The 24,976-nt window shown below is 73.6% G+C and carries 29 protein-coding genes and 1 pseudogene; 10 read left to right on the plus strand and 20 right to left on the minus strand.

Annotated elements, in window-relative coordinates; translation table 11 throughout:
- Positions 1–81: 81 nt before the first annotated feature.
- The 3 genes from ABT095_RS01370 to ABT095_RS01380 form a co-directional block, all read right to left on the minus strand.
- Entirely contained in the window at positions 82–603 is a 522-nt protein-coding gene (locus ABT095_RS01370; RefSeq protein ID WP_350527165.1) for a sigma-70 family RNA polymerase sigma factor, read from the minus strand.
- Positions 542–925, minus strand: a complete 384-nt coding sequence (locus tag ABT095_RS01375; protein ID WP_350527166.1) for a hypothetical protein — start codon at positions 923–925, stop codon at positions 542–544. Before ABT095_RS01375 ends, ABT095_RS01370 begins: the two co-directional genes overlap by 62 nt.
- Positions 926–1,045: 120 nt before the next feature.
- On the minus strand, positions 1,046–1,723 hold the full coding sequence (locus tag ABT095_RS01380) for a flavodoxin family protein (RefSeq protein ID WP_350527271.1): 678 nt from the start codon (positions 1,721–1,723) through the stop codon (positions 1,046–1,048).
- Between the two features lie 223 nt (positions 1,724–1,946).
- On the opposite strand from ABT095_RS01380, the gene ABT095_RS01385 reads away from it, so the two are divergent.
- Positions 1,947–2,435, plus strand: a complete 489-nt coding sequence (locus ABT095_RS01385; protein WP_350527167.1) for a glutathione peroxidase — start codon at positions 1,947–1,949, stop codon at positions 2,433–2,435.
- An 82-nt stretch (positions 2,436–2,517) separates the two neighbouring features.
- On the opposite strand, the gene ABT095_RS01390 is transcribed toward ABT095_RS01385, so the two are convergent.
- Positions 2,518–3,909, minus strand: a complete 1,392-nt coding sequence (locus ABT095_RS01390) for an NsdA family TPR-like regulatory protein (protein ID WP_350527168.1) — start codon at positions 3,907–3,909, stop codon at positions 2,518–2,520.
- Between the two features lie 258 nt (positions 3,910–4,167).
- Here ABT095_RS01390 and ABT095_RS01395 point away from each other — a divergent pair, with 258 nt between their 5' ends.
- The gene (locus ABT095_RS01395; RefSeq protein ID WP_350527169.1) at positions 4,168–5,481 is read left to right on the plus strand and encodes a UDP-glucose dehydrogenase family protein; all 1,314 of its coding nucleotides are present in this window, start codon (positions 4,168–4,170) and stop codon (positions 5,479–5,481) included.
- A gap of 24 nt (positions 5,482–5,505) precedes the next feature.
- Here the strand turns inward: ABT095_RS01395 and ABT095_RS01400 are convergent, their stop codons facing one another.
- The gene (locus tag ABT095_RS01400) at positions 5,506–6,345 is read right to left on the minus strand and encodes an ABC transporter ATP-binding protein (protein ID WP_350527170.1); all 840 of its coding nucleotides are present in this window, start codon (positions 6,343–6,345) and stop codon (positions 5,506–5,508) included.
- A gap of 46 nt (positions 6,346–6,391) precedes the next feature.
- Between ABT095_RS01400 and ABT095_RS01405 the strand changes: the two genes are divergently transcribed.
- Complete coding sequence (locus ABT095_RS01405) at positions 6,392–7,060, plus strand: pyridoxine 5'-phosphate oxidase C-terminal domain-containing protein (protein ID WP_350527171.1); 669 nt, start codon at positions 6,392–6,394, stop codon at positions 7,058–7,060.
- A 50-nt stretch (positions 7,061–7,110) separates the two neighbouring features.
- Here the strand turns inward: ABT095_RS01405 and ABT095_RS01410 are convergent, their stop codons facing one another.
- Positions 7,111–7,362 (minus strand): hypothetical protein, encoded by a 252-nt coding sequence (locus ABT095_RS01410; protein ID WP_350527172.1) that lies wholly within the window; start codon positions 7,360–7,362, stop codon positions 7,111–7,113.
- A 145-nt stretch (positions 7,363–7,507) separates the two neighbouring features.
- Here ABT095_RS01410 and ABT095_RS01415 point away from each other — a divergent pair, with 145 nt between their 5' ends.
- Positions 7,508–8,062, plus strand: coding sequence for a hypothetical protein (locus ABT095_RS01415; protein WP_350527173.1), 555 nt, complete (start codon positions 7,508–7,510; stop codon positions 8,060–8,062).
- Between the two features lie 3 nt (positions 8,063–8,065).
- On the opposite strand, the gene ABT095_RS01420 is transcribed toward ABT095_RS01415, so the two are convergent.
- The gene (locus tag ABT095_RS01420) at positions 8,066–8,608 is read right to left on the minus strand and encodes a GNAT family N-acetyltransferase (RefSeq protein WP_350527174.1); all 543 of its coding nucleotides are present in this window, start codon (positions 8,606–8,608) and stop codon (positions 8,066–8,068) included.
- Positions 8,609–8,822: 214 nt separating this feature from the next.
- Between ABT095_RS01420 and ABT095_RS01425 the strand changes: the two genes are divergently transcribed.
- Positions 8,823–9,686: a lysozyme gene (locus tag ABT095_RS01425; protein WP_350527175.1), complete on the plus strand. Its 864-nt coding sequence runs from the start codon at positions 8,823–8,825 to the stop codon at positions 9,684–9,686.
- Positions 9,687–9,747: 61 nt separating this feature from the next.
- Entirely contained in the window at positions 9,748–10,839 is a 1,092-nt protein-coding gene (locus tag ABT095_RS01430) for a hypothetical protein (RefSeq protein ID WP_350527176.1), read from the plus strand.
- A gap of 3 nt (positions 10,840–10,842) precedes the next feature.
- Here the strand turns inward: ABT095_RS01430 and ABT095_RS01435 are convergent, their stop codons facing one another.
- The 3 genes from ABT095_RS01435 to ABT095_RS01445 all read right to left on the minus strand — a co-directional run bounded on the left by ABT095_RS01435 (position 10,843) and on the right by ABT095_RS01445 (position 13,325).
- The gene (locus ABT095_RS01435) at positions 10,843–11,508 is read right to left on the minus strand and encodes a DedA family protein (RefSeq protein WP_350527177.1); all 666 of its coding nucleotides are present in this window, start codon (positions 11,506–11,508) and stop codon (positions 10,843–10,845) included.
- Between the two features lie 102 nt (positions 11,509–11,610).
- Positions 11,611–12,996: an NUDIX hydrolase gene (locus ABT095_RS01440; RefSeq protein WP_350527178.1), complete on the minus strand. Its 1,386-nt coding sequence runs from the start codon at positions 12,994–12,996 to the stop codon at positions 11,611–11,613.
- Positions 12,993–13,325: a MazG-like family protein gene (locus tag ABT095_RS01445; protein ID WP_350527179.1), complete on the minus strand. Its 333-nt coding sequence runs from the start codon at positions 13,323–13,325 to the stop codon at positions 12,993–12,995. The genes ABT095_RS01440 and ABT095_RS01445 overlap by 4 nt, the downstream gene beginning before the upstream one ends.
- Before the next feature lie 314 nt (positions 13,326–13,639).
- Here ABT095_RS01445 and ABT095_RS01450 point away from each other — a divergent pair, with 314 nt between their 5' ends.
- Positions 13,640–14,377, plus strand: a complete 738-nt coding sequence (locus tag ABT095_RS01450; protein ID WP_350527180.1) for a hypothetical protein — start codon at positions 13,640–13,642, stop codon at positions 14,375–14,377.
- A 211-nt stretch (positions 14,378–14,588) separates the two neighbouring features.
- Here ABT095_RS01450 and ABT095_RS01455 read toward each other — a convergent pair whose 3' ends face one another.
- From ABT095_RS01455 to ABT095_RS01485, 7 genes are all read right to left on the minus strand, one after another.
- A complete protein-coding gene (locus ABT095_RS01455; RefSeq protein ID WP_350527181.1) occupies positions 14,589–15,431 on the minus strand; it encodes a class I SAM-dependent methyltransferase in 843 nt (280 codons plus the stop codon).
- Between the two features lie 59 nt (positions 15,432–15,490).
- Positions 15,491–16,273, minus strand: coding sequence for a spermidine synthase (locus ABT095_RS01460; RefSeq protein WP_350527272.1), 783 nt, complete (start codon positions 16,271–16,273; stop codon positions 15,491–15,493).
- Positions 16,274–16,350: 77 nt separating this feature from the next.
- Positions 16,351–17,307: an alpha/beta hydrolase gene (locus ABT095_RS01465; RefSeq protein ID WP_350527182.1), complete on the minus strand. Its 957-nt coding sequence runs from the start codon at positions 17,305–17,307 to the stop codon at positions 16,351–16,353.
- 58 nt (positions 17,308–17,365) lie between these two features.
- Positions 17,366–18,496, minus strand: coding sequence for an AI-2E family transporter (locus tag ABT095_RS01470; RefSeq protein ID WP_350527183.1), 1,131 nt, complete (start codon positions 18,494–18,496; stop codon positions 17,366–17,368).
- Between the two features lie 104 nt (positions 18,497–18,600).
- On the minus strand, positions 18,601–19,680 hold the full coding sequence (locus ABT095_RS01475; protein WP_350527184.1) for a winged helix DNA-binding domain-containing protein: 1,080 nt from the start codon (positions 19,678–19,680) through the stop codon (positions 18,601–18,603).
- On the minus strand, positions 19,677–20,393 hold the full coding sequence (locus ABT095_RS01480) for a glycerophosphodiester phosphodiesterase (protein WP_350527185.1): 717 nt from the start codon (positions 20,391–20,393) through the stop codon (positions 19,677–19,679). The genes ABT095_RS01475 and ABT095_RS01480 overlap by 4 nt, the downstream gene beginning before the upstream one ends.
- Positions 20,386–20,802, minus strand: a complete 417-nt coding sequence (locus ABT095_RS01485; protein ID WP_350527186.1) for a TOBE domain-containing protein — start codon at positions 20,800–20,802, stop codon at positions 20,386–20,388. The genes ABT095_RS01480 and ABT095_RS01485 overlap by 8 nt, the downstream gene beginning before the upstream one ends.
- Positions 20,803–20,980: 178 nt before the next feature.
- Between ABT095_RS01485 and ABT095_RS01490 the strand changes: the two genes are divergently transcribed.
- On the plus strand, positions 20,981–21,178 hold the full coding sequence (locus ABT095_RS01490) for a hypothetical protein (RefSeq protein ID WP_350527187.1): 198 nt from the start codon (positions 20,981–20,983) through the stop codon (positions 21,176–21,178).
- An 18-nt stretch (positions 21,179–21,196) separates the two neighbouring features.
- Here the strand turns inward: ABT095_RS01490 and ABT095_RS01495 are convergent, their stop codons facing one another.
- Both ABT095_RS01495 and ABT095_RS01500 read right to left on the minus strand, forming a co-directional pair.
- A complete protein-coding gene (locus ABT095_RS01495) occupies positions 21,197–22,111 on the minus strand; it encodes an RNA polymerase sigma-70 factor (protein ID WP_350527188.1) in 915 nt (304 codons plus the stop codon).
- Entirely contained in the window at positions 22,108–23,289 is a 1,182-nt protein-coding gene (locus tag ABT095_RS01500) for an NAD(P)/FAD-dependent oxidoreductase (protein ID WP_350527189.1), read from the minus strand. Before ABT095_RS01500 ends, ABT095_RS01495 begins: the two co-directional genes overlap by 4 nt.
- Positions 23,290–23,396: 107 nt before the next feature.
- Here ABT095_RS01500 and ABT095_RS01505 point away from each other — a divergent pair, with 107 nt between their 5' ends.
- Complete coding sequence (locus ABT095_RS01505) at positions 23,397–23,708, plus strand: hypothetical protein (protein WP_350527190.1); 312 nt, start codon at positions 23,397–23,399, stop codon at positions 23,706–23,708.
- Here ABT095_RS01505 and ABT095_RS01510 read toward each other — a convergent pair.
- A pseudogene (locus ABT095_RS01510) lies at positions 23,656–24,237 on the minus strand (zinc-binding dehydrogenase); the annotation flags it as partial. The gene ABT095_RS01505 and the pseudogene ABT095_RS01510 overlap by 53 nt on opposite strands.
- 62 nt (positions 24,238–24,299) lie before the next feature.
- Between ABT095_RS01510 and ABT095_RS01515 the strand changes: the two are divergent.
- Positions 24,300–24,905, plus strand: coding sequence for an SGNH/GDSL hydrolase family protein (locus ABT095_RS01515; protein ID WP_350527191.1), 606 nt, complete (start codon positions 24,300–24,302; stop codon positions 24,903–24,905).
- The last annotated feature ends 71 nt before the right edge of the window (positions 24,906–24,976 follow it).

A 24,976-nucleotide genomic window follows, 5' to 3' on the forward strand; every position in this document is an offset into this window, starting at 1 on the left:
ACCCGCAGAGTTGGCGTTGTGGCCACTGGCACGCGCAGAGCCACTATCGATCCGCCGACCCCTCCCGTGGAATCGCCCGGTTCATCTCTTTTCAGTCACGCGCATCGGCCAACCGGGACAATGCTTGGCAAATTCCGGCATTCCGGCCGCGGAATCCGATAATCCATTTCCCCGATATCGGCTGATCATTTTCGCGGAGCCGGTAATCGCCCGGTGAAACCTGCAGCTGGACGTGGTTCCCCGATCGTTACCCGGAGAATTGTCGCTGCTCATGCAAATACGCCCGCCAGCGGCGGGGGGACGGGTATTGTCCTCCGACCAGCCGGGCGCGTCGCGGTCGTCCAACCGCTCACGCAGCCCCGCCAACACCCCTGCCAGCGGCCGGGACACGTGCATCCGGGAGACCCCGACCCGCCGCGCGATCTCGGACTGTGTCAGCCCGTCCCAGAACCGCAGCTTCAGGATGACCTGCTCCCGGTGCGGCAGCTCCACCGACAACGGACGCACCGCCGCACGGAACTCCGCCAGCTCGATCCCCGGATCACACCCGCCCAGCCGGTCGAGCAGCGCACCGCCCGCCTCGCCACCGTCGTGCTCGTGCAACGCGTCCAACGAGGTCGACCGGTACACCTGGACGGCGACCAGGCATGTCGTCCATGTCCTCGACCCGGTGCCGGAACCGCCCCCCGATGAACCGCACCAACGGCATGTTCAACTCGATGATCGTGCCCCGGACGCAGCAGTACGCGGCGCTCTCCCGCGCCAGCCCGCCCAGCCGGGCGAACAGCGCGTCGCTCAGCCCGCGCGCCTCCAGCTTGCCCATTCCCCGCAGCTCGGCCTCCGTGGGTCGGGGCGGCAGATCAGGCGGCAGATCGGACAGCAGCACATCGGTGGATCCGGTCCGGTGACCGATTGTGGTGGACACGGTTGCGTCTCCTGGGCATAGGGGCCCGCTCCGGCTACGACCCCCACCCCGATCCGACCGTTCGACTCCGATTCATGCCGGTATATCCGGATTCACCGAGGTCCACCGAACCGGCCGAGATCAGCGGTGCTCGGGGTTCTCGAAGTCGAAGCGGCAGCCAGCGTCCCACTCCGAGCGCTGGTTGCCGTACGCCGGGACACCGCCCGCGTCCTTGAGCATCTTCGCCAGGTGCATCAGGTTCCAGGTCATGAACGTGGTGTTCCGGTTGGTGAAGTCGTTCTCCGGCCCGCCCGAACCCGGGTCCAGGTACGACGGCCCCGGCCCGGCCTCGCCGACCCACCCGGCGTCGGCCTGCGGCGGGATGACGTACCCCAGGTGCTGCAGGCTGTAGAGCACGTTCATCGCACAGTGCTTCGCACCGTCCTCGTTCCCGGTGATCAGACAGCCGCCCACCCGCCCGTAGTAGGCGTACTGCCCGTGCTCGTTGAGGATCGACGAGCACGCGTACAACCGCTCGATCACCCGCTTCATCACGGAGGAGTTGTCCCCCAGCCAGACCGGCCCGGCGAGCAGCAGGATGTCGGCGGCCATCACCCGGGAGTACAGGACGGGCCACTCATCGGTCTCCCAGCCGTGCTCGGTCATGTCCGGCCAGACTCCGGTGGCGATGTCGACGTCCACCGCACGGACCAGCTCGACGCTGACGCCCTGGCGCTCCATGATGCCGCGGCTGATGTCGATCAGGCCCTGGGTGTGGCTGCGCTCGGGGGAGCGCTTGAGCGTGCAGTTGATCACCATCGCGCTCAGCCCCTCGAAGCGCGGCACACTCCGCTCGTCCGTCACTGCGCATACCTCCGGTCTCGGTCGACAGCGCCAGTGGAGCAGAGCACCGCCCGCGTCTCCAGTACCCTCACCCGTCCGGTGGCGGGTCGCGCTCCGCCGCCGGGAACACCGCGGGCCCCGCCACCGTTGGGGCCCTTCGGTGACTCCCACCTGCCGCTTCCTCCGAAGGGACTCCTCCGTGAGCCTGTACGACATCCCGCTGCGCACCCTCGCCGGCGAGCCCGCCTCGCTCGCCGACCACAAGGGCAAGGCGCTGCTGATCGTCAACGTCGCGTCGAAGTGCGGGCTGACCCCGCAGTACGCGGGCCTGGAGCGGCTGCAGCAGCGCTACGCCGAGCGCGGTTTCACGGTGCTGGGCTTCCCGTGCAACCAGTTCCTGGGCCAGGAGCCGGGCTCGGCGGAGGAGATCGCGACCTTCTGCTCCACCACCTACGGCGTCTCCTTCCCGCTGTTCGAGAAGATCGACGTCAACGGCGACGACCGCCACCCGCTCTACGCCAAGCTCACCGAGACCCCCGACGCCGAGGGCGCGGCCGGTGACATCCAGTGGAACTTCGAGAAGTTCCTGCTCACCGCCGACGGCACCGTCGCCGCCCGCTTCCGCCCCGGCACCGAGCCGGAGGCCGCCGAGCTGATCGCCGCCCTCGAGGCCCACCTCCCCGCCTGAGCCCGGACCCGTGCCCGGACGCGGATCCGCCCCGCGCCCGGGCACGGCATGAGCTCGAAGATGTCAGCCACAACCGTACAAGCTACGCCGTGACGGCCAGCTCCTGGCGGGTGCGGTGGAGGAAGTCCGCGACGTGGGGTTCGCGGCGCCAAGGGGTGAGGGCGGCGGTGAACTCGCGGACGTAGTCGAGGGCCCGGGCGGAGTGGACGGGGGCGAGGACGTCGACCGCCCGGTGGCCCAGCCGCAGGCCCTGGTCGAGGTCGCGGCTCTGGAGGTGGGCGGTTCCGACGATGGCCAGGCGGATGCCCACCGAGCGGGTGAAGGCGCCGGTCGGCATGGCCGCGGCCCGGGCGTTCCAGGCCAGGGCGGCCTTGGGGTTCTCCAGGTCGCGGAAGATCTCGGCGGCGTCCGCCGAGAGCCTGGCGTGGTGGTAGAAGTCGATCCAGGCAGGCTCGTCGGCGCTCTCGCGGGCCCGGTCGAGGAGCTGCTCGGAGGCGGCCAGCGCCGCCGAGGCGGCCCTGGCGTTCCGGTCGCGGGCGTGCGCCCGGGCCTCGATCAGCTTGGTGAAGGCCAGTACCCGCGGGGCGGCCTGGCCCTTGGCCCGCTCGAAGGCGCCCTGGGCCATGTCGATGGCCTCGCCTGCGAAGCCCCGCAGCAGGGTCTGCATCGCCATCGTGGTGAGGACGTAGCAGCCGAGCTGGACGTCGCGGCCGGCCCGGGCCAGCCGCAGGGCCTGGATGAAGTGCCGTTGGGCGGCATCGTGTCGGCCGACGTCGAAGGCGGTCCAGCCGGCCAGGCGGGACAGCTCGGCGGTCACCGAGAACAGCTCGCGGCCCACCTCGTCGCTGAACGAACCGTTCAGCAGCGGCACCGCCCGCTCCCGCAGGCAGGAGGTCACCGAGTTGGCCTTCCAGCTCCCGCCGCCGTACTTGGAGTCCCACCGGCGGGCGTCGTCGGCCGCCTCCCGCAGCTCGGCGAGGTCGGCGGCGCCGACCCGGCCGCGGCCCCGGTGGGTGGCGCTGTCGTCCGTGGGGGTGACCAGCCAGCGGGTGACCGGGGTGGCGAACGCGGAGACCGCGAAGCCCGTACCGGTGAGGAAGTCGCGGCGGTTCACCGTGCTCCAGAACGACGTGGCGACGCGCACGGCGTCGGCCGGGTCCCGTGGGAAGTCCAGCCCCGCCGCCGCCACCGGGTGCTGCGCATCCGCCATCCCGATCTCCGCCAACTGCACGGGCCGGCCGAGCCGTTCACCGATGGCCTGGGCCAGCAGCCCGGGCACCGGCCAGTCGGGGACCATCCCGCGCCGGCACCAGTTCGCGACCGAGGTGTGCGTGTAGGTCGTGGCCAGCCCGGCCTCGCGGGCGAGTTGGTTCACCCGCAGGGCCAGCGACTTGCGGCTGGCGCCCTCGCACTTCTCGATCATCCGGGCCAGCGCCTCGTTCGGCGGTTTGGGCCGGCGGGCGGTCGGCGCCACAGCGTCCCCCTCGATCGGTCCGCGGCTGCGCGCCGGGGAGTCGTACCTGACTGGGCATGAGCATTCGTGCACCCGGCACCGGGGCCGGACCACCGAGGGTATTCCCTCGCCGCTCGCCCCGGGCCGCCACCGCGAGTTGTGAGCCCCCCTGCAAGCCCTCCCCCGACCTGGCCGGACGGGCTTGGCTGATGGCCCGGGCCTGCGCCGGGCCGGGCCACCGGTCCGGCGCAGGCGCCCCACCCTCGGAAGGACACGATCGTGAAGCTCACCGTGATCGGCTGCGGCTATCTCGGCGCGACCCACGCCGCCGCGATGGCCGAGCTCGGCCACCAAGTCCTCGGTATGGACCCCGACCCCGACAAGGTCGACGCCCTGAACAAGGGCCGGGCCCCGTTCCTCGAGCACGGTCTGGACGAGCTGCTGGCCAAGCACACCGCCACGGGGAGTCTGCGCTTCACCACCGACCACGCTCAGGCCGCCGCCTTCGCCGACCTGCACTTCCTGGGCGTCGGCACCCCGCAGCAGGGCGGCAGCGGCGCCTACGACCTCAGCCAGCTCCACACCGCCGTCCGCCGGCTGGCCCCGCGGCTGCGGGACGGCGCGCTCGTCGTCGGCAAGTCCACCGTCCCGGTCGGCACCGCCGAGCGGCTCCGGCAGACCCTCGCCGAGCACGCCCCGCCCGGGGTGGGGATCCGCTTCGCCTGGTCGCCGGAGTTCCTGCGCGAGGGCTCGGCCCTCGCGGACACCCTGCGGCCGGACCGGATCGTGCTCGGGGTGGCGGACGGCGACACCAGCAGCGAGGCCGTCCTCCGGAGCGTGTACGCGGAGCCCCTGCGCCGCGGGGTGCCGTTGATCGTCACCGGCCTGGCCACCGCCGAGCTGATCAAGGGCGCCGCGAACGCCTTCCTCGCCACCAAGATCTCCTTCATCAACGCGATGGCGGAGCTCTGCGAGCGCACCGGCGCCGACGTCCGGCAGGTCGCCCTCGCCCTGGGCCATGACCACCGGATCGGCGGTCAGGGCATGCGCCCGGGCCTCGGGTTCGGCGGCGGCTGCCTGCCCAAGGACCTGGCCGGGTTCGCCCACCGCGCGGAGGAGCTCGGCGCCGACGTCGGGTTGCTGCGCCAGGTCGAGGCGGTCAACCGGCGCCGGCGCGAGCATGTGGTCGGGCTCGCCCACGAGCTGCTCGGCGGCGCCCCGGCCGGCCGGCGGATCGCCGTCTGGGGCGCCGCGTTCAAGCCGGGCACCGACGACATCCGCGACTCCCCCGCGCTGAGCGTGGCCGACGCCCTCGCCCGGGCCGGCGCCGAGGTCACCGTCCACGACCCCGCCGCGCTGGAGAACGCCCGCAGGGCCTACCCCCGGCTCGGCTATGCCGACGATCCGGCGGCGGCGGTCACCGGTGCCGACCTGCTGCTGCACCTGACCGACTGGCCCCGGTACGCGGAGGCCGACCCGGCCGCGCTGCTGCGGCAGGCCTCCGTCCCGCAGCTCGTCGACGCCCGCGGCACCCTCGACGCCGAGCGCTGGCGCGCGGCCGGCTGGACCTTCCGCGCACTCGGCCGCCCCTGATCCCCGCGGTCGAAGGGGCCGCGCTCAGAGCCGGGCCGGCCGCCGGGCCGCCGCGCGGGCCTGCCAGCGGCCGTCCACCCGGTCGATCCGGATCGGGTGGGCGAAGCAGGCGCTGACCAGCTCGGTGGTGATCACCTCTTCCGCCGGCCCGGCCGCCACGCACTCGCCCTCACGCAGCAGCAGCGCGTGCGTGGTGGACTCGGGCAGCTCCTCCAGGTGGTGGGTCACCAGGACGGTGGCCAACTCGGGGTACCGGTGGCGCAGTTCGTCCAGGCTGCCGAGCAGCACCTCACGGGCCGTCAGGTCCAGGCCGGTGGCGGGCTCGTCCAGGAGCAGCAGCCGGGGCCGGGGCATCAGGGCGCGGGCGATCAGGGCCCGCCCGCGCTCGCCCTGCGAGAGGGTGTCCCAGGTGTGGTCGGCTAGCGGGGACATGCCGAGCGTGTCCAGCAACTGCTCGGCGTGGTCCGCCTGTTCGGGGGTGGGCCGCCAGCGCGGCGAGAGCTCGACGGTGTTGGTCAGCCCGGTGAGCACCACCTGCCGGACGGGCAGCGGCGAGCGCAGCGGGTGGCGGGGGTTGACGTGCCCGAGGTGGGCGCGCAGCGCGCGGATGTCCACCTGGCCCAACCGCCGCCCCAGTACGTGGACTTCGCCCCTGGTCGGGTGGTTGACCGCGCCGAGCAGGCTGAGCAGGGTGCTCTTGCCGGCGCCGTTGGCGCCGAGCAGCGCCCAGTGCTGTCCGGCCTCGACGCTGAGCGAGATGCCCCGCAGCAGGTGGCGCCCGTCCCGGACGAAGTCCACCTCGCTCGCCCGCAGCAGCGGCCCGCCCGTCAGCGGCTCGGCACCCGGTGCTTCGGAAGGCTTCATGGCTCCCGATGCTACGTCAGCCGGTCTCACCACCTACAGTCGCCCCATGAGCACCTCGCGCCCCGTCGACGAACTCCGGCACCTGCTCCGTACCCAGCCTCCGATGAACCGCCCGCTGCCCGGTTTCGACCCGGCCGCCGCGCCGGCCGACCCGGGCACGCTGCACGTCGAGTGGCTGCTCGGGGCGATGCGCGACGAGCGGGTGGCCGACGCCCAGGTGGTCACGGTCTCCACCGCCGACCGGGACGGGCACCCGGACGCCCGGATCCTGGTGCTGCGCGACATCGACGCCGAGCGCGGCGCCTGGTCGTTCCACGCCGACGCCCGCAGCCCGAAGGGCCGGCAGCTGGCCGACCGCCCGTGGGCGGCGCTCACCTCCTACTGGCCCGCTCTCGGCCGCCAGGTCCGCCTGCGCGGCCCGGTCGAGGCGACCGACCTCGCCCGGCTGCCCGCCGCCGAGCGGGCGCTCAGCCCCGCCGGGGAGCGCGCGCTGTGGGTCGGGCGCCAGAGCGAGCCGCTGACCGGCCTCGACGCGTGCGAGGCGGCCTGGGCGGCGGCCGCCGAACCGGCGCAGGCCCTCCAGGCCCACACCCGCTACACCGTGCTCCCCGAGCAGGTCGAGTTCTGGCAGGGCGCCCCAACCCGCCGCCACCTCCGGCTCGCCTACCACCGCCGCCCGGACGGCGCCTGGGACCGCACCCTCCTGTGGCCCTAGCCGACGTCCACACCTCGCCCGGCCAACGCCTACGCCTCGCCGGCCGACGGCTACGCCTCGCCCGGGTGCCAGGCCGGCCACTCCCACGGCCGGTCGGCCCAGACCACCTGCGCGGGGTCGTGCGGGTCGACCTCGGGGTAGAGCTGCTTGATCCTCGGCTCCAGCTCCTCCGGCGCCAGCGGCTCCCACCCGGCGTCCCGGAAGTGCACCAGCCGGTACCTGCTGTCCGTACGGAACTCGGCGATCTCAACCGCGGGCGCACCCGCGCCGCCACCGCCACTGCCTGCTGACATGGTCTCCATGCCCTCAGCATGTGCCGCCCACCTGGCGCCCGCACTCCGCACCGGCCACACGGGCCTGTCCGCAGGGCGTTCCGCACCCACCCGGTGGCTCGTTGAGCACGACGGCCCACCGAGCGTGCGGGCCGGAGTGTGCGGGAGGACGAGCGTGGAAGAGCAGTGGCAGGCCCCGTGGACGTACGGGTGGGAGCAGCAGCCGCCCCCGCCGCCGACCCCCTGGGAGCCGCCGGTGACCCCGCTGGTCCCACCGGCCGTGCGGCGGCGGCGACGGCTGATCTGGTCCTCGGCGGCGGCGCTCGGCGGCGCGGTGGTGCTCGGCTCGCTGCTGGCCACCTGCGGCGGCCCGTCCGCCGACGGCGCGCCCGCCCCGCCTCCGCCGGAGCCGTCCGCCAGCACCCCGGAGCCGACCCCGTCGCCCTCGGCCTTCAGCCCCTCGGCCACCGCCGTGGTCACCCCGAGCACCTCGACCACCCAGGCCGCCGGCCCGGAGGCATCGGAGAGCCGCTCGCCGCGACCCCGGACCAGCCGCACCGGCCAGTCCCGCCCCTCGGCGACCCGCCACCCGGCGGCCGGCCCGGCCTCCGCCACCGGATCGAGCGAGCTGATGCCCTCGATCCAGGTCTGCGCCGAGGCGGAGCGGCTCGGCCAGTGGACCCCGGGATCCGACCAGGCGAAGCTCTGCCACTCGCTCTACGGCGGGTGACCGTCAGATCGCGACGGTCTTGGTGAGCTTCTCGAAGTAGAGGTCCGGCTGCCGCGGCACGCCGAACCGCTCGTCCCCGTACGGGAACGGCGAGCGGATGCCGGTGCGGCGGTAGCCGCGGCGCTCGTACCAGGCGATCAGGTCCTCGCGCTGGCCGATCACGGTCATCTCGACCTCCTCGGCACCCCACAGCTCCCCGGCCGTGCGCTCGGCGTGCTCGAGCACGGCCCGGCCGAGGCCGCCGCCCTGCCGCTCGGGGCGGACGGAGAACATGCCGAAGTAGGCGGCGGCGCCGCGGCTCTCGAGGAGGCAGCAGGCGAGCAGCTCGCCGTCCGCTTCGGCGAGCAGCACCACGGTGCCGGGGCGGTCGATCGACTCGGCGACGGCCTCGGCGTCCGTCCGCTGCCCGTCGAGCAGGTCGGCCTCGGTGGTCCAGCCGGCCCGGCTGGCGTCGCCGCGGTAGGCGGACTCGACCAGCGCCACCAGGGCGGGGACGTCCCCGTGCCCGGCCGTGCGGAAGGTCAGCTCAGAGGTCTCCGGCGCCATGCGGTCTTTCTCCCGTCTCGACTGGTCCATACCCCTGCATCGTGCCACAGCGCCCCGCCGGGCCTGCGGGGCGTCCGGCGCCATGTCGTGCGGCCACACATCGAGCGTTCATCTGATGTTGGGTCAGCACCGTGGCACAGCTGTCGAGTCCATGACTAGCCTCCTCTCTCGCAGCAACTCAGCACCCGGACACCATCAGGACCAAGGAGCGCTCATGCCCAGCACCGCACCTTCGTTCCACCAGGCCCCCGCACGCCGCAGCGTGCTCGGCCGGGCCGCCGCCGTGCTCGCCACCGGCGCCCTGCTGCTCGGCGGCGCCGCCGCCCCGGCGCTCGCCACCCCGGCCTCGCCCGGTGCCGCCGTGAAGTACCACTTCGACCAGGACCACGCCGGCTCCACCGTCGCGGCGCACGAGGGCAGAGGCGGCGCCCCGGCCCTCCAGCCGCTGGTCACCCAGACCCGCGGCCAGGACGTCTCCAGCTGGCAGGGCAGCGTGAACTGGAGCGCCCAGGCCTCGGCCGGCTCCCGGTTCGCCTACGTCAAGGCCACCGAGGGCACCGGGTACACCAACCCCTCCTTCGCCCAGCAGTACAACGGCAGCTACAACGCCGGCCTGATCCGCGGCGCGTACCACTTCGCGCTCCCGAACAACTCCAGCGGCGCCACCCAGGCCAACTACTTCGTCGGCCACGGCGGCGGCTGGTCGGCCGACGGCAAGACCCTGCCGCCCGCGCTCGACATCGAGTACAACCCCTACGGCGCGACCTGCTACGGCCTGAGCCAGAGCAGCATGGTCAGCTGGATCCGCGACTTCAGCAACACCGTCCACAGCCGCACCGGCCGCTACCCGGTCATCTACACCACCACCGACTGGTGGACCACCTGCACCGGCAACAACGGCGGCTTCGGCACCACCAACCCGCTCTGGATCGCCCGCTACTCCTCCAGCGTCGGCACCCTCCCGAACGGCTGGAGCTACCAGACCATCTGGCAGTACGCCGACTCCGGCACCCTCGCCGGCGACCAGAACTACTTCAACGGCGCCTACGACCGCGTCCAGGCCCTCGCCAACGGCTGACACCTGTCCGGATGGCGGCCCGCCGCTCCGCAGCGGCGGGCCGCCACGCGACAATGGCGCCATGAAGTGGATCTACACACTGGCCGGGGCCGTGCTGCTGCTCGTCACCGTTGCGAGCATCCTGCGCACCCTGGTCGTGCCCCGCGGGCTCTACTCCGCTCTGGTGTACCGGTGGTGGAGCTCCCTGCGGGTGGTGCTGCGCCGCTTCGCTCCGGCCTCCGGCGGGTACCAGGCGCAGGACAAGGCGCAGACCTGGCTGGCGCCGCTGATCCTGGTCGGCATGCTGAGCACCTGGCTGGTGGCCATGCTGCTCGCGTACACCCTGCTGCTGTTCGGCACCACGGCCGACCTCGGCTGGGGGGTGGCCTTCCGCGAGGCGGGCTCCAGCCTGTTCACCCTGGGCTTCGCCAGCGGCGACCGGCTGCACCTGTCGGCGCTGGACTTCCTGGCCGCCGCGAGCGGCCCGCTGATCACCGCACTGCTGATCGCCTACCTGCCGACCCTCTACGGCGCCTACAACCGCCGTGAGCTCGAGGTGACCCTGCTGCAGTCCCGCGCCGGGGAGCCCGCCTGGGGGCCGGAGCTGCTGGCCCGCCAGCAGCTGGTGGACACCGAGACGGCGCTGCCCCAGCTCTACCGGGACTGGGAGCGGCTGGCCGCCGACATCGGCGAGGGCCACTCCAACTACCCGGTGCTGCTCTCCTTCCGCTCCCCCCGGCCCAACCGCAGCTGGGTGGTGGGGCTGCTCGCGGTGCTGGACGCCGCCGCGATGCAGCTCTCACTCTGCCCGCGCAGCGCCCCGCCGGAGGCCCGGCTGGTGCTCCGGGCCGGCTTCACGGCGCTGCGCGACATCGCCCGCACCCTGCGGATCGACTTCGACGCGGACCCGGAGCCGGACCAGCCGATCCGGCTGACCTTCGACGAGTTCGACGCCGCCGTCGCGCTGGTCGGCGCGAGCGGCATCAAGCGCGAGCGGCCGGTGGACGAGGCCTGGCTGCACTTCAAGGGCTGGCGGGTGAACTACGAGGCGCTGGCGTACGAGCTGGCCCGCCGCACCGACGCCGTCCCCTCGCTCTGGTCGGGCCCCCGGGACTTCCCGGCCACCCCGATCCCGCCCAGCCGCCCGGCCGACCGGCGGCCCAAGCTCACCTGAGGGTCAGCCCTCGCGGGCGGCGACCGGCTCCTCGGTCCGCCCGCCCGCGGCCTCGGGGTGCTCGGCGCGGTGCTTGGCCGCCCGCCGCTTCATGATCCACGCCGACAGCGCGCCACCGAGGGCGGCCACGATCAGCCCGATCCAGGAGAAGCTCTTCAGCCACTGCTCGGCCACCTTGCCGACCTGGTAGACGAGCAGCGTGGTGCCGCCGGCCCAGCAGACGCCGCCCAGCACGTTGGCGATCAGGAACTTCCAGTACGGCATCCGCAGCGCGCCGGCCAGCGGCCCGGCGAAGATGCGCAGCAGGGCGATGAAGCGGCCGAAGAAGACGGCCCACATGCCCCACTTCTGGAAGGACCGCTCGGCGCTGTCCAGGTGGTCCGGCCCGAAGTGCTTGGGGAACTTCCGGCCGAGCTTCTCGAACAGCGGCTTGCCGCCCTTGCGGCCGATCGAGTAGCCGATCGAGTCACCGACGATCGCGCCCACGATCGCGCACAGCGCCACCGTCCAGGGATTCACCGAGCCGGTGGTGGCGGCCATCACAGCGGCGGTGACCAGCGCGATCTCGCCGGGCAGCGGGATGCCGAGGCTCTCCACCCCGATGATCAGTCCGACCAGCAGGTAGACCACGGTGGGCGGGACACTCTCGATCCACACGTCGATGTGCAAGGCGGCTTACCTCCGGGCGGTGCTGGCAGGTCAAAGACAGGTAAAGAGCTCTGGCGCGCAGCTTAACCCGCCCGGGTAACGGCCGGCCTCACCCGGAGGTTCCTACCCGCCTTCCGGCTGCGCGGCCCGCTCCGCGAACTCCGACCACCCGGTCCGGATGAGACGCAGGTAGTGGTCCAGGTAGGGCGGGGACTTCAGCGTGGCGGTCTCCGCGAACGGGACCCACCGGACGGCCTGCCCCTCGTCGCCGAGCCGGATCGCGTCGGGCGGTCCGTCGTAGACGGCGTGCAGGACGCGGGTGATCGGCGAGACGAGCTCGTGCCTCGGACCGGGGACGGGGCCCAGGCCGCTGATCCGGATGCCGGCCTCCTCGAAGACCTCCCGGACAGCGGTCTCGCCCGGGGTCTCGGCCCGCTCCCGCCAACCCCCGATCGGGGTCCAGTACCCCGGCCAGGCGATGCCGTCCTTCTCGTCCCGGTGGTGCATCAGCAGGCGCCCGTCCGGCGTGGTCACGAAGGCGATGACGCCTTCGAAGTCGTCGTGCTCGGGCACGGGCCGTTCGAGGTGGAGCGGCGTGCCGCCGCGCTGGGCGCGCAGCACCTGGAGGTCCAGCCGGTACTGCTCGGGGGTGAGGTGACGGCGCCAGTCGTAGGCGGACTCGAAGCGCCACTCGGTGTGCTCGGCGGGGTCCAGGACGATGCGGGCCTGCTGCTCCGGGGTGAGCACGCCGCCGTCGAAGATGAAGCCGACGGAGGGAACGGGGCGGACGTGGTCGGCCTGCTGGTGGATCACGGCGATCAGGGGCCGGCGGGCGATGAGCTCCGGGTGCAGCTCGGCGAGGTCGACCCCGATCTCCTCGCGGGCCTCGCGCAGCGCCGTCCCGAACGGGGTCTCGCCGGTCTCGACGTTTCCACCCGGCCAGTCCCACCGCTGCGTGTCGACCGCGTGGCGGAGCCCCAGCGTCCGGCCCTGCGGGTCGCGGATCAGGAAGTGCGCGTACGCCATCGGGCGGGCGACGGTCTGCACGTACCGGCCGACGGGCGTCCAGCCGGCGGCGAGGCGGTGGGTGAGCCGGCCGATGACCTCCCGGTAGCCGTCGCTGGTGGGCGGCAGCTCGTCGGGCGTGAACCAGCCCCAGTCGTCGTGCTCGGACAACGCCACCTCGGTCGTGGCGGGCACGGTGGTGGTGAACACGAACTGGCGGGTCGCCCGCCCCTTGGTGTTCACGAAGTCCAGGGCTCGCACGTACTCGACGTCCACGCCGCGGATGCCGGTCTCCTCGGCCAGTTCCCGCAGGGCTCCGGCCAGCGGGTTCTCGCCGTCGTTCAGCCCGCCCGCCGGGTAGTCCCAGAGTCCCGGGAGAGCGTCGTCCGGGCGGCGGCGCATCAGCAGCACGCGCCCGGCCGGGTCGCGGACGACGGTCCCGGCGGCGAGCTTGTCGAGGCCCTCGTCGAGCGCCTGGCGGGCCAGCAGGTCGAAGTCGATCACGTGGTGGTCTCCTCGGTGGCGAGGGCAGGACGGTCGCGGACGGAGCGCAGGTGCTCCTCGAAGAACCAGCGGGGGTCGCCGCCCATGCGGGCGAGCAGGACCAGCGCGGTCAGCGCCACGTCGCACGCCTCGGACCGCACGTCGTCCCAGGTGTGCGAGTGCCCCTTGCGCGGGTTGGCGCCCAGAGCGCCGATGACGGCCTGCGCGACCTCGCCCGCTTCTTCCTGGAGCTTCAACGCCTGCACGGTCCATCGCTGCTCGTCAGGCTGGTCGAAGTGTGAATCCAGCCTCTGGGCAAGGGTGTTGACGATTTCCCAGGTCTCGTTCATGGAAGAGGATCCTGCCCCTGTTCGAGTCGGTCGATCAAGCGGACGGCGATTCCCGGCGGGTCTCGGCGGGTCTCGGACTTTTCGATTTGGGCACAGGATCCTGCACGCGCTGCACGGCCTCCTCGACGGCCGGACCACCCTGCTGGTCACCCACAACCTGGCCCAGCGGACCGCCACCGCGTGACACCCCGCCTCGGGAGCGGGCACCCGCCCCCGTCCACCGACGCGCCCACCCGGGAGGCGGTCGCCCCGCAGGCTCGGGGTCGCCGAGTATCCCGTGGACGGTCCGCCCGGTTGGGGTGGATGATCCGGTCATGCCGACTGAAGAAGAGCTCAGTGCCATGGAGGTGCGCATCGCGGCCGCCTCCCCGGGTGCGTGGATTCCCGTGCTGGAGACTCGCGGTGCGACCGGCGGGGCGAGCTGCATCCAGATCGCCCCGGACACTGCCGTGCAGGACGACGAGATCTATCTCAGTCGGTTCACCGACGGGGAGCAGGTCCAGGTCGGTCCGGACGTGCAACTGGATGCCGATCTCGACTTCATCGCATCCGCGCGACAGGACATGCCCCGCCTGATCGCTGAGGTGAGGCGATTGCGCGCCATGCTGCAAGGGGACAGTGACCCGCGGCATGCCGCTCTCGTGGCGCTCAGCGAGCTCGGGCGGAGCCACGACTACCGCGACCGGGCGAATGCCGGTCACGGCTTGGCAGCCTTCGCCGACATGCAGGAGGCCCTCGGGCCACTGCTGGAGCTCGTGCTCGACCCCGATGACACCTTCGTCACCCGGGTGACCGCGGAAGCCGTGCTTCGGCGGAAGGACAGGATCGGGCTGGCGACAGTCGCCTCCGCGATGGCGGTCGCCGGCCCGAATCACCGCGATTGGATCCACACGGCGATCACCGACGTGTTCGGCATCTTCTCCAAGGACCGGGACAACGCCATGCAGCTGTGCGAGGAGATGCTGCGGGATGCCGACGACCGCGTGGCCCTGGGGGCCCGTCAGCTGCACGAGATCCTGGCCGAGATCGACCCCGTTCTTCGCCCCGCGTGACTCCTCCGTCCGGCGTGGGCGGCAGCACATCGCTGAGGATCAGCACGTCGGAGCCGTCCTCGCCGCGCAGGATCGCCCTTCCGGTTCAGCCGGCCGGGGGAGGCTTCCGATACCCGGTTGCACCATGACGTCGGGACGCCGACGCCCCCCGATGGCGCGACGCATCCGACCTCGGACAGGCGATCAGGCCCGGCATCCGCACAGGCCGGCATCACTGGCCGTCGTCCACGCCCCCGGCAAACTCCAGGACGGTGACCGACGGGCGGCGGGCGGCCAGCGGCGGCACCGCCAGGGCCAGTGGCAGCAGCGCGCCGACGAGCCCGCGGCCGCCGACCGGCCGGACGTCCCGCACGGCCGCCACCGAAGGGCTCGCGGTGCGCAGCTTGTCCCGTTCGGCGGCGTCCATCGCCCACGGCATCGCGGGTGCCCGGTAGTGGTGGCTCTGCAGGTGCCCCTCGGTGGTGAGCCGGCCGAACCAGCGCGGCACGGCGTCCAGGACGAGCGAGCCGCCCGGGAACTGTTCGGCGCAGCCGGCGATCAGGGCCCTGACCTGGGCCGGCCGGAGGTACATCAGCAGACCCTGTGCGCTGACCAGGACTTCACGGCCGCGGTCCACCTCCTCGGCCCAGCCCGGCTCGGTGACGTCCGCGGCCAGGTACCGCTGGCGCGGGCCGGGCGGCAGCAGTTCCTCGCGCAGCGCCACCATCTCGGGCAGGTCCACGGTCAGCCACTGCGCCCGGCCGTTGTCCACCCGCCAGTACTGGGTCTCCAGGCCCTCCCCGAGACAGACCACGGTGCCGCGCGGCTCCCGGGCCAGGAAGTCCGTCACCTCGCGGTCGAAGCAGGCCACCCGCAGTGCCTGCAGCTGGGCCTGGGTCTCGCTCGCGCCGAACCGCTCCTCGAACGGGAAGTCGATCCGGTCCACCAGCTCGACCGCCTTCGGGTCCGCCAGCAGGGTGTCCGGCCGGCGGGCCTCCAGCGCCCGGTGGTAGAGCGTCCACAGGGCCGTCTCCGGGATCTCCCCGAGCCGCGCCGCAACCCTCTCCTGCCCCATCAGCCTCTCCTCACCCGTCGGCACCAGCCGCCATTCTCACACCCCGTCAGGTCCCGCGATCACCCGACGCTGAACGCCCCGGCGGGCGGGGGCGGCGAGTCCTCGGCGGCGGCATCCGTCACCGGCTCGACCTTCCGGATCAGCTTGGCCAGCTCGGCCCCCTCGCACAGCCGCGCGGGGAAGGGGTCCGCCGCCAGGCGGCGGCCCAGCGGCTCGACCGGGAGCGGCCGGCCGGAGCCGATCAGCAGCACGTTGCCGTACCGGCGCCCGCGCAGCACCGAGGGCTCGGCGACCAGGCACACCTCGGGGAAGACGGCGGCCACCGTGGCCGCCTGCGCCTTGGCGAAGGCCAGCGGCGGTCCGTCGGCGAGGTTGGCCGCGTAGCAGCCGCCGGGCTTCAGCGCCGCCGCGGCGAGCCGCACGAACTCCACCGACAGCAGGTGCGCCGGGGTCCGCGAGCCGTGGAAGACGTCCGCGACCACCACGTCCGCCGCACCGGCGGGCGCGGCCGCCAGCGCCGCCCGGGCGTCGCCGACCTCGACCTCGATCCCCTCCGGCCAGGGCAGCACCTCGCGGACCAGCTCCACCAGCGGCCCGTCCACCTCCACCACCCGCTGCCGCGAACCGGGCCGGGCGTCGGCCAGGTAGCGCGGTACGGAGAGCGCGCCGCCGCCCAGGTGCAGGGCGTTCAGCGGCTCACCGGGGCGCAGTTCGTCGAGGAGGTGGGCGATCCGCCGGGTGTACTCGAACTCCAGGTGTGCCGGGTCGGCCAGGTCCACGTACGACTGCGGGGTGCCGTCCAGGGTCAGCAGCCAGCCCTGCTCGTCGTCCAGGTCCGGCATCAGTTTGGCCAGCCCGAGGGCCACCGCCCGCTCGACGGCGCGCCGGTCGTCCCCCACCGGGAGGCCTTCCACCGCGGTCACGGCGCCACCGGCAGGTAGGCGGCCAGCCAGCGGTCCAGCTCCGCGAAGACCTGACCGCGGGCCTGTTCGCCGGACAGCACCAGGTCGTGCACGCCGTCCTCGATCCGCACGCAGGTGACGTGGCGGCCGAGCCGGGGCGCGAGGTCGGCGATGTCGTCGGCGCGCAGCACGCCGTCGGTGCGGTGCAGGGCGTCGTCCCACTTGCTGGTGACGGTGGAGGCGGTGGAGGCCATCAGCAGCACGGGGCAGTCGATTGCGAGGCCCTGGCGGACCTTGCGGTGGCCCTGGTTGATCGCGGCGAGCCAGCCCGCGAACAGCGGGAAGCCCTCGGCGGGCTTGAGGCCGAGGTCGAAGTCCCAGCTGCCCTTGTGGTCGCGGTGCAGGCTGTGCACGTAGTGCGGGTTGAGCGGCGCGGGCAGCTTGGTGGTGGGCAGCAGGCGGCCGAGCACGTCCAGGGCCGGGGAGCCGACGGTGCGCACGGCGGGCGCGGCGGGCATGGACAGGAACGGGCTGTTCAGGAACAGCCCGTCCACCAGGCCGCGCCCGGCGCGGCGGTCGGCCCACAGCGCGGTGACCAGGCCGCCGGTGGAGTGGCCGTTGACCAGCAGCTGGGTGTGACCGTCCAGGTCCCGGACGATGCGGACGGCCTCGTCCAGCTCCTCGTCGTAGGAGGCGAGGTCGCGGATGAAGTTGGGCGACTGGTGCGGGCGCAGCGAGCGGCCGTACTTGCGCAGGTCGAGGGCGTAGAAGGAGTACCCGGCGGCGGTGAAGTGGTCGGCCAGGTGGGTCTGGAAGAAGTAGTCCACGTAGCCGTGGACGTAGAGCACGGCGCGCTGCGAGCCGGGGACGAGCCGCCGTACCAGCGTGGCGCTGACCGGGCCCTCGTCGTCGGCCCGCAGGGGCAGCTCGACGGACTCGTACGGCGCTCCCAGGATGTCTGCTCGGAACTCCACGTCCCCTGCTCTCTACTCACCGCTTCTTGGCCACTCTTGGCCACCGCGACAATACCGCTCAGTTCCCGACCGCCGTGCCCGGCGGCTCCGGGCGCGGGTCGCGCAGTCCGCGCCCGCGCAGCACGGAGACCACGCCGAGCCCGGCCGCGCAGACCGGGACGGCGAGCAGCGCGCCGAGGATGCCGGCCACGCCGGAGCCGGCCACCACGGCGAACATGATCGTCGCGGGGTGGAGCTCGACGGTGCGGCTCTGGATCACGGGCTGCAGGATGTTGCCCTCCACGGCCTGGACGGCGAGCACCACGCCGAGTGTCCACAGCGCGGTGCCGAGCCCGCCGTCGGCGAGGGCGACCAGCACGGCGACGGTGCCGGAGAGGAAGGCGCCGATGAAGGGGATGAAGGCCCCGAGGAAGACCAGGGCGCCGAGCCCGGCCGCGCCCGGCACTCCGAGGATCACCAGGCCGATGGTGATGAAGGTGGCGTCGATCAAGGCGATCAGCGTGGTGCCGCGCATGAAGCCGGCCGTGGCCGCGAAGGCCTGCCGGCCGCAGGCGATCACCGTCTCGGCCGTCTCGGGGCGCAGCAGGGCGCGGACCAGGTCGGGGCTGCGGTGGCCGTCGCGGAGGAAGAAGAAGACCAGGGCCAGGGCGAGCACCCCGCCGGTGACCAGCTGGGTGAGGATGCCCAGGCCCGAGAGCACTCCGCTGGCCAGCGAGCTCAGCAGCGAACCGGTGGCCGAGGTGCCGGAGCCGGCCGTGTCGGAGAGCGCGTGCTTGAGCTTCTCCCCCGCCGGGCCGAGCCAGTCGGCGAGCTGGTCGCCCGCCTGCTTGAGCGAGGCGGCGATCTGCGGGGCGCTGTGCACCAGCGAGTTGGTGAGCACCGCGAGCACCCCGCAGACCACGGCCACCAGCACCACGCAGGTGAGCCCGGCGGCCGGGCCCCGCCCGAGCCCGCGCCGGACCAGCCAGGGCATGACGGGGTACAGCAGCGCGGTGCCGAGCAGCGCGAGCACCATCGGGATGGTGGCGGCGCGCAGCGCGACGAAGGCGTACACCACCAGGGTGGCGACGGAGATGAAGAGGATCACCGCGACGGACCAGGCGGCGGCCGTCCGGACCACCGGCGGCAGCATCCGGTACGGCGGCCTGCGGTCCTCGGGGCTGCTCGCCCCGGCGGGCTCCACCGACATGCCGCCTCCCACCGCGATCGGGCCGTCCTGACCGACCATTATCATCACAGAATCTGATGAAATGTCCGATTCATGCGCTCCGATTCATCCGATCCAATGCGGGGTCAGCCGCCCTCGACCACCAGCTCCCCCGCGCCCAGGAACTCCGCCAGCCGGGCCCCTTCGGCCTCGACCTCGGCCCGCTCGGCGGCGGTCAGCCTCCGGAACGGGCAGACGGTGACCGTGCCCGGCGCCGAGCGCCAGACGCCGTCCACCGCACCGTCGAGCAGCAGCGTGCCGAGCACCAGGCCGTTCACGGTCATCACCCGGCGGCGGTGCTCCTCGGGCAGCACCCGGGACCGGTCGGCGTGCGAGAGCAGCAGGTTGTCGAAGGGCGCGAGCAGCCGGGCCGGGGCGGGTGTGTCGGCCCCCGGGCGCGGCGCGGCGGGCAGGTCGTACAGCACCCTGCCCTGCTCGTCCCGGTACTCCAGCAACTCCCCCGCCAGCACGGCCACCACCCGCCCGACCCCGGTGAGGCCGCACCACTTCTGCACGTCCGCGACGCTCGCCGGGCCGAACGCCGCCAGATACCGCCGCACCAGCTCCGCCGGGCCGCCCGCCGGGCCGCTCCGGCCGAGCCAGTGCTCGGCCGTGGTGTGCGCGGCCGGGCCGCTGCGGCCCCACAGCCCACGCGGCGGCACCTGCACCAGCGACAGCCCGGCCCGCACGGCCTGCGCGAGCGCCGCCGGATCGCGGTCCGGGTACGTGAGCGCCAGCCGCTGCCCGAGCTCCTGGAAGGTGAGCGGCTCGGCCTCCACCAGCTCCCGCCCGAGCGCGGCGAGCTCCGCCAGGTCGAGCCCGGCCAGTCGCTTGCCGTAGGCGCCGCGCAGCGCCCGGTCCAGGACGGGCTGCAGCAGCGGACGCAGGCTCAGACAGTCCTCGGCCGTGACCAGGTGGATCGTCCCGCGCTGCAGTGCGACCCGGACCACCCGGCGCTCCGTCAGCAGCCCGCTCAGCTCCTCGGGCCGGAACCCGGCCAGCCGGGACCACAGCCCGAGGTACGGCGGCTCGGGCGCGGCCTGCGCCTGCAGCCCGACCAGGTGGGCCACCATCGCCTCGGCGCCGCCGCCGCCCCGCTCGAGGAGCTGCTGACGGGCCAGCAGCGCCCGGCCCAGCTCCCGCCGGGTCAGCACCTTCGCGGTCACGGCCGCCGTGTTCCGGAGGGCGCGCCCAGGACCCGGTGCAGCAGGGCGATCCGGTTGGTGGTGAGCGAGTCGACGCCGTACTCGAGCATCCGGGCCATGGTGCGCCGCCGGTCGACCGTCCAGCAGCTGACCTCCAGGCCGAGCCCGTGCGCGGCGGCGGTGAACTCCGCCGTGACCAGCCCGAACGGCGGGTTGACGTAGCGGGGGCGCAGGTCGGCCAGCAGGGCCGGGCCGGGGAGGCGGGGCTGCTTCCAGGTGAGGGCCAGCTCGGCGGCGGGGGCGAGCTCGCGCACGGCCAGCATCGCGCCGATCGGGCCGCAGAAGGCCACCCGCTGCTCGGCGCCGAGGTCGGTGACGAGCTGCCAGGTGGCGGCCACCGGGCCGGGCGTGTCGAGGTCGATCATCAGCCGGGCGCCGGGGGTCTCGCCGACCGCCTTGAGCGCCTCGGCCAGGGTGGGCACCCGCAGGCCGGGGCTGCCGACGTCGGTCAGCTGCTCGGCGGTGACCGAGCCGACCGGGCGCCGGTCGCGCCAGAGCCGATCCAGGGTCAGGTCGTGCAGCAGCACCGGGACGCCGTCCCGGGTGAGCTGGACGTCCACCTCGACCAGATCGGCCCCGGCGGCCAGGGCGGACTCCACCGAGGCGAGGGTGTTCTCCCGGAAGCGGTACGGGTCACCCCGGTGGGCGACGGCGAGCACCCGCCGCTCAGCCACGCTCGATCACCACGTTGGTGGACTTGATGACGGCGGTGGCGGGGGCGCCGGGCACCAGGTTCAGCTCCTCGGCCGAGTCCCGGCTGATCAGCGAGACCACCCGGAACGGGCCGGCCTGGATCTCCACCTGGGCGGCGACGTCGCCGAGCACCACGTCGGTGACGATCCCGGGGAAGCGGTTGCGGGCGGAGGAGGGCCGCCCCTCCGCCTCGGCGTTCTCCGGCCGGGCCAGCTCGCGGGCGAAGGAGGCCAGTTCGGGCCCGGCGATGATCCGGTGCCCGTGCTCGTCGCGCTCGGCGGCGAGGCGCCCGGCATCCACCCAGCGCCGCATGGTGTCGGCGCTCACGCCGAGCATCGCCGCCGCCTCCCCGATGCGGTAGCGGTTGACCGACCGGCCGGGCTGGCCCATGGAACGCTCCTGGCAGTAGCTCCTGTGGTTGTCGTCGCCATCCTGCCGTACTTCACACCGGCCCGGCGCGACGGACCGGTCCCGGCCTGACGGTGGGTCAGCACTTTTTTGGTTCAAGTCGGACGAATCGGGCATGATCGGTCAGGTGATCAGACCAGCAGACCTGAGGAGTGCTCGGATGGCCCCGGGGCCGGAGCCCGTCCCGTTCGCCTTCGTCGCCGAGGCCGAGCGGTACCAGAGCAACGTCACACCGCCCGAGCGCCCCGTCTCGGTCAGGGCCGTCTGCGCCGGTGTCCTGATCACCGCCCTTCTCGTCGCCGGACTGGCCGCCGCCGTCCTGGTCGGCACCCCGGCGCTGACCGCTCCTGCCTCCTGACCGCCGGCCGGGAGACGCTCACCGCAGGGTGAGCACCGTCTCGGCCTCCACCCTGGTGAGCTTCTGCGGGTTGCGGACGTAGTAGAGGCCGCTGATCCGGCCTTCGTCCATCCGCAGCGCCATCACGCCGTCGAACTCCCCGTCCAGGTACATCCGCAGCGCCGGGCTGCCGTTGACCGTGGTGAGCGCGCAGCTGAGCTCGGCGCCGAACCTGCGCATCCCGCCGGTGATGAACCGGGCCACCTTGTCGGCCCCGGACACCGGCCGCGGCGCGGCCTGCTTGATGCCGCCACCATCGCCGACCAGCACCACGTCGGGGGCGAAGACGTCGAGGAAGCCCTGCAGGTCACCCGTCTCCAGGCAGCGCCGGAAGGACTCCAGCGCCGCCCTGGCCTCCCGGGTGGAGACCACCCCGCGCGGCCGCCGGGCATCCACGTGCCGCCGGGCGCGGTGGGCGATCTGCCGCACCGCGGCCGGGGTCCTGTCGACGGCGGCCGCGATCTCCTCGTAGCTGACGTCGAAGGCCTCCCGCAGCACGAAGACCGCCCGCTCGGTGGGCGAGAGCGTCTCGAGGACCAGCATCATCGCCATCGACACGCTCTCGGCCAGCTCGACGTCCTCCGCCACGTCCGGCGTGGTCAGCATCGGCTCGGGCAGCCAGGAGCCGACATAGGCCTCCTTGCGCCTGCTCATGGTGCGCAGCCGGTTGAGCGCCTGCCGGGTGGTGATCCGCACCAGGTAGGCCCGCTGGTCCCGCACCTGGCCGAGGTCGACGCCGACCCAGCGCAGCCACGTCTCCTGCAGCACGTCCTCCGCGTCGGCCGCCGAGCCGAGCATCTCGTAGGCCACGGTGAAGAGCAGGTTCCGATGGGCGACGAAGGCCTCGGTCGCCTGGTCGGCCGCCGCGTCCTGCGGTGTCAACGGCTCGGTCATCGCACGCGCTCCTTCCTCGCCGGCCCCGAGACCTGCTCCGGCCGGGTGCGGTCCTCGGCCCACTCCCAGCGGAGCGATCCGGGCTTGCGTGCCTCGGCCGTCAGCTGCTTGACCGTGGCGCGGCAGACCAGCTCCTTGAGCTTCGCGGTGGCACGCCCGCCCAGGTGCACCGCCTTGGCCACGTCGTCCCGCCCGGCGTACTGGAACACGGCGGCGCTGCGGCCGAGGCTGACGCACTGCCCGAAGAACCCGAGCCGCACCGGCTCCGGCTGCCTCCCGTCGATCCGCCCGAGCACGGTGTCGGCGGCATGGGCGCCGAGCGGCTCGGCCGCCTGGCAGCTCATCCGGAACGGCACCCCGGAGGGCGCGGCCGAATCGCCCGCCGCGACGATCCGCTCGTCACCCAGGCTGGTCAGTGTCTCGTCGGTGAGCAGCCGGCCGAGCGCGTCGGTGCGCAGCCCGCTGACGGCGGCCAGCTGCGGCACGCCGAACCCGGCCGTCCACACCGTCACCCGGCTGGCCAGCATGCTGCCGTCGCCGAGCCGCACCACCTTGTCCGTCACCTCCGTCACCCGCACGCCGACCAGCACCACGACCCCGAGCCGGGCCAGCCGCCGGGCGACGGCGCGCCGCCCGCGGGGGTGCAGGTAGGGGCCGAGCGCCCCGCCGCAGACCAGCGTCACCGACCGGCCGGCCTCGGCCAGCTCGGCCGCCGTCTCGATCCCGGTCGGGCCACCGCCGACCACCGTCACCGGGGCCGCCACGGGCGCCGCGCCGATCGCCTCCCGCAGCCGTTGCGCCTCCTCCAGGCTCGCCACCGGGTACGCGTGCTCGGCCGCGCCGGGCACCCGCGGGTCGGCGCTGCCGCTGCCCACCGCGTAGACCAGGTAGTCGTACCCGAGCGCTCCGCCACCGGCCAGCTCCACCCGGCGCCCCGCGGCGTCGATCCGGCTCGCGCTGTCGACCACCAGGCGCACCCCGGCCGCCAGCACCTCCTCGTACGCCGCCACCGCCGGGTGAGTGCCGCCCGCCAGCTGGTGCAGCCGGATCCGCTCCACGAAGCCGGCCCGCGGGTTGACCAGGGTCACCCGCAGCCCCTCCCGCTGGGTCAACCGGTTCGCCGCCATCACCCCGGCGTACCCGCCGCCGACCACGACCACCTCGACCTGCTCGTCCATGCCGTTCTCCCGCCTCTCCAAGGGGTTCGGACACAGGACACCGCAGCCCGCCGGGCTGTGACACCCTGTGAGGCGGATCACCCGCCCCGAGCCCCGGAGCTGCTCCCGTGCCGCAGCAGAAGCCCTACTGGCAGCCCTACTGGTGGCGGCTGCTGCACCAGGACGACCGCACGCCCGACTGGGTGCCCCTCGGCCCGCCGTCGGCGGTGCCGAACGCCGCGCTGAGCACCACCTCGCTCGACGCCTGGGCCGAGGCCCTGCTCGCGGAGGCCGTGGAGGAGCTGGAGGACCTGAGGGGCAGGCTGCTCCTCGAGTGCTACGACCGCCCGGACGGCACCGACCCGGTGCTCGCCCGCGGGGCCGCCCTCACCGGCCCGGCAGCAGCACGACCTTCCCGAGGTTCCGCCGCTCCTCGATGAGGGCGTGCGCCGCCCCGGCCTCGGCCAGCGGCAGCTCGGCGGCCACCTGGACCCGCAGGCCGCCCTGCCGGTACAGCTCCCACAGCTCCTCCCGCCAGCGGGCGTACAACTCCGGCTGGCCCCGAGCGATCGCGGCCATCTGGAACCCCGTCACCGAGGCGCTGCGTATCAGCAGCTCGTACGCGTCCACCACCCCGCCGCCGGAGCTGAACGCCACCGGCCGGCCGCCGGGGGCGAGCGCCCGCACCGCCGGGCCGAGCAGCTCGCCACCCACCCCGTCCAGCACCACGTCGACCGGCTCGCCCCAGGACGCGTCCGAGTACAGCACCACGTCGTCCGCCCCGAGGGCGCGGGCGAACTCCGCCTTCTCCGCACTGCCCACCGCCGCCACCACCCGCCCGGCCCCGCGGGCCCTCGAGTACTGCACGGCGAGCGAGCCGACCGCGCCAACGCCGAGCTGCTCGCCCCGCTCGACCCCGCCGAGCAGCGGCAGCTGCTCGCCCTGCTCACCCGCCTCCACCAGGCCTGACGCCCGTCATCCCCCCGTTATGATCACCGTGACCGACCACCACCACGGGGGAGACGACCGAGATGATCGAACTGTCCGACCAGCCGATGACCTGGGTGATGACGGGTGACAGCATCACCCAGGCCGTGCTGCACACCCACGGCGCCCGGGGCTGGGTCGAGCACCTCAGCGAGCGCGTCCGCTGGCAGCTCGACCGGCACACCGACCTGGTCCTGAACACCGGCGTGACCGGCTGGCGCGCGAGCCACGTGCTGGACGCGTACGAGCACGTGATCGGCCGTTTCGCCCCCGACATCCTCTCCCTCTCGCTCGGCACCAACGACGCGATCGCGGGCCTGGACGGGCTGCCCGCCTTCCACGCGGCGATGCGCGAGATCATCGCCCGGACGCCGGACGCCCGGATCGTGCTGCACACCCCGACCCTGGCCAGCATCGCCGGCCGGCCCTACCGCGCCGAACTCCCCGCCTACTGCCAGGCCGTGCGCGAGATCGCCGCCGACACCGGCGCCCTGCTGGTCGACCACGAGGCGCACTGGCTGGACCGCTTCGGCAGCCACGACCCGCTCGCCTGGCTGGACGACCCGGCCCACCCCAACGCGGCCGGCCACCTGGCCATGGCCAACCACACCCTCCGCACCCTCGGCCTGGGCGAGCTCACCGAGCTCTGACGCTGCGTCAACCAGCCTCACCCAGCGGCCCCTCCGGACTTCCGGAGGGGCCGCTTCGTTTCACCCAAATC

The organism is Kitasatospora sp. NPDC002227, from assembly GCF_040296285.1.
Taxonomy (GTDB): domain Bacteria; phylum Actinomycetota; class Actinomycetes; order Streptomycetales; family Streptomycetaceae; genus Kitasatospora.

Bases quoted from the DNA above. Each gene is read 5' to 3' on its own strand.
- ABT095_RS01380 (WP_350527271.1), bottom strand. From the start codon at position 1,723: ATGGTGATCAACTGCACGCTCAAGCGCTCCCCCGAGCGCAGCCACACC.
- ABT095_RS01400 (WP_350527170.1), bottom strand. From the start codon at position 6,345: ATGAAGCCTTCCGAAGCACCGGGTGCCGAGCCGCTGACGGGCGGGCCG.
- ABT095_RS01405 (WP_350527171.1), top strand. From the start codon at position 6,392: ATGAGCACCTCGCGCCCCGTCGACGAACTCCGGCACCTGCTCCGTACC.
- ABT095_RS01410 (WP_350527172.1), bottom strand. From the start codon at position 7,362: ATGGAGACCATGTCAGCAGGCAGTGGCGGTGGCGGCGCGGGTGCGCCC.
- ABT095_RS01420 (WP_350527174.1), bottom strand. From the start codon at position 8,608: ATGGCGCCGGAGACCTCTGAGCTGACCTTCCGCACGGCCGGGCACGGG.
- ABT095_RS01425 (WP_350527175.1), top strand. From the start codon at position 8,823: ATGCCCAGCACCGCACCTTCGTTCCACCAGGCCCCCGCACGCCGCAGC.
- ABT095_RS01430 (WP_350527176.1), top strand. From the start codon at position 9,748: ATGAAGTGGATCTACACACTGGCCGGGGCCGTGCTGCTGCTCGTCACC.
- ABT095_RS01445 (WP_350527179.1), bottom strand. From the start codon at position 13,325: ATGAACGAGACCTGGGAAATCGTCAACACCCTTGCCCAGAGGCTGGAT.
- ABT095_RS01450 (WP_350527180.1), top strand. From the start codon at position 13,640: ATGCCGACTGAAGAAGAGCTCAGTGCCATGGAGGTGCGCATCGCGGCC.
- ABT095_RS01455 (WP_350527181.1), bottom strand. From the start codon at position 15,431: ATGGGGCAGGAGAGGGTTGCGGCGCGGCTCGGGGAGATCCCGGAGACG.
- ABT095_RS01460 (WP_350527272.1), bottom strand. From the start codon at position 16,273: ATGCCGGACCTGGACGACGAGCAGGGCTGGCTGCTGACCCTGGACGGC.
- ABT095_RS01470 (WP_350527183.1), bottom strand. From the start codon at position 18,496: ATGTCGGTGGAGCCCGCCGGGGCGAGCAGCCCCGAGGACCGCAGGCCG.
- ABT095_RS01485 (WP_350527186.1), bottom strand. From the start codon at position 20,802: ATGGGCCAGCCCGGCCGGTCGGTCAACCGCTACCGCATCGGGGAGGCG.
- ABT095_RS01490 (WP_350527187.1), top strand. From the start codon at position 20,981: ATGGCCCCGGGGCCGGAGCCCGTCCCGTTCGCCTTCGTCGCCGAGGCC.
- ABT095_RS01495 (WP_350527188.1), bottom strand. From the start codon at position 22,111: ATGACCGAGCCGTTGACACCGCAGGACGCGGCGGCCGACCAGGCGACC.
- ABT095_RS01500 (WP_350527189.1), bottom strand. From the start codon at position 23,289: ATGGACGAGCAGGTCGAGGTGGTCGTGGTCGGCGGCGGGTACGCCGGG.
- ABT095_RS01515 (WP_350527191.1), top strand. From the start codon at position 24,300: ATGATCGAACTGTCCGACCAGCCGATGACCTGGGTGATGACGGGTGAC.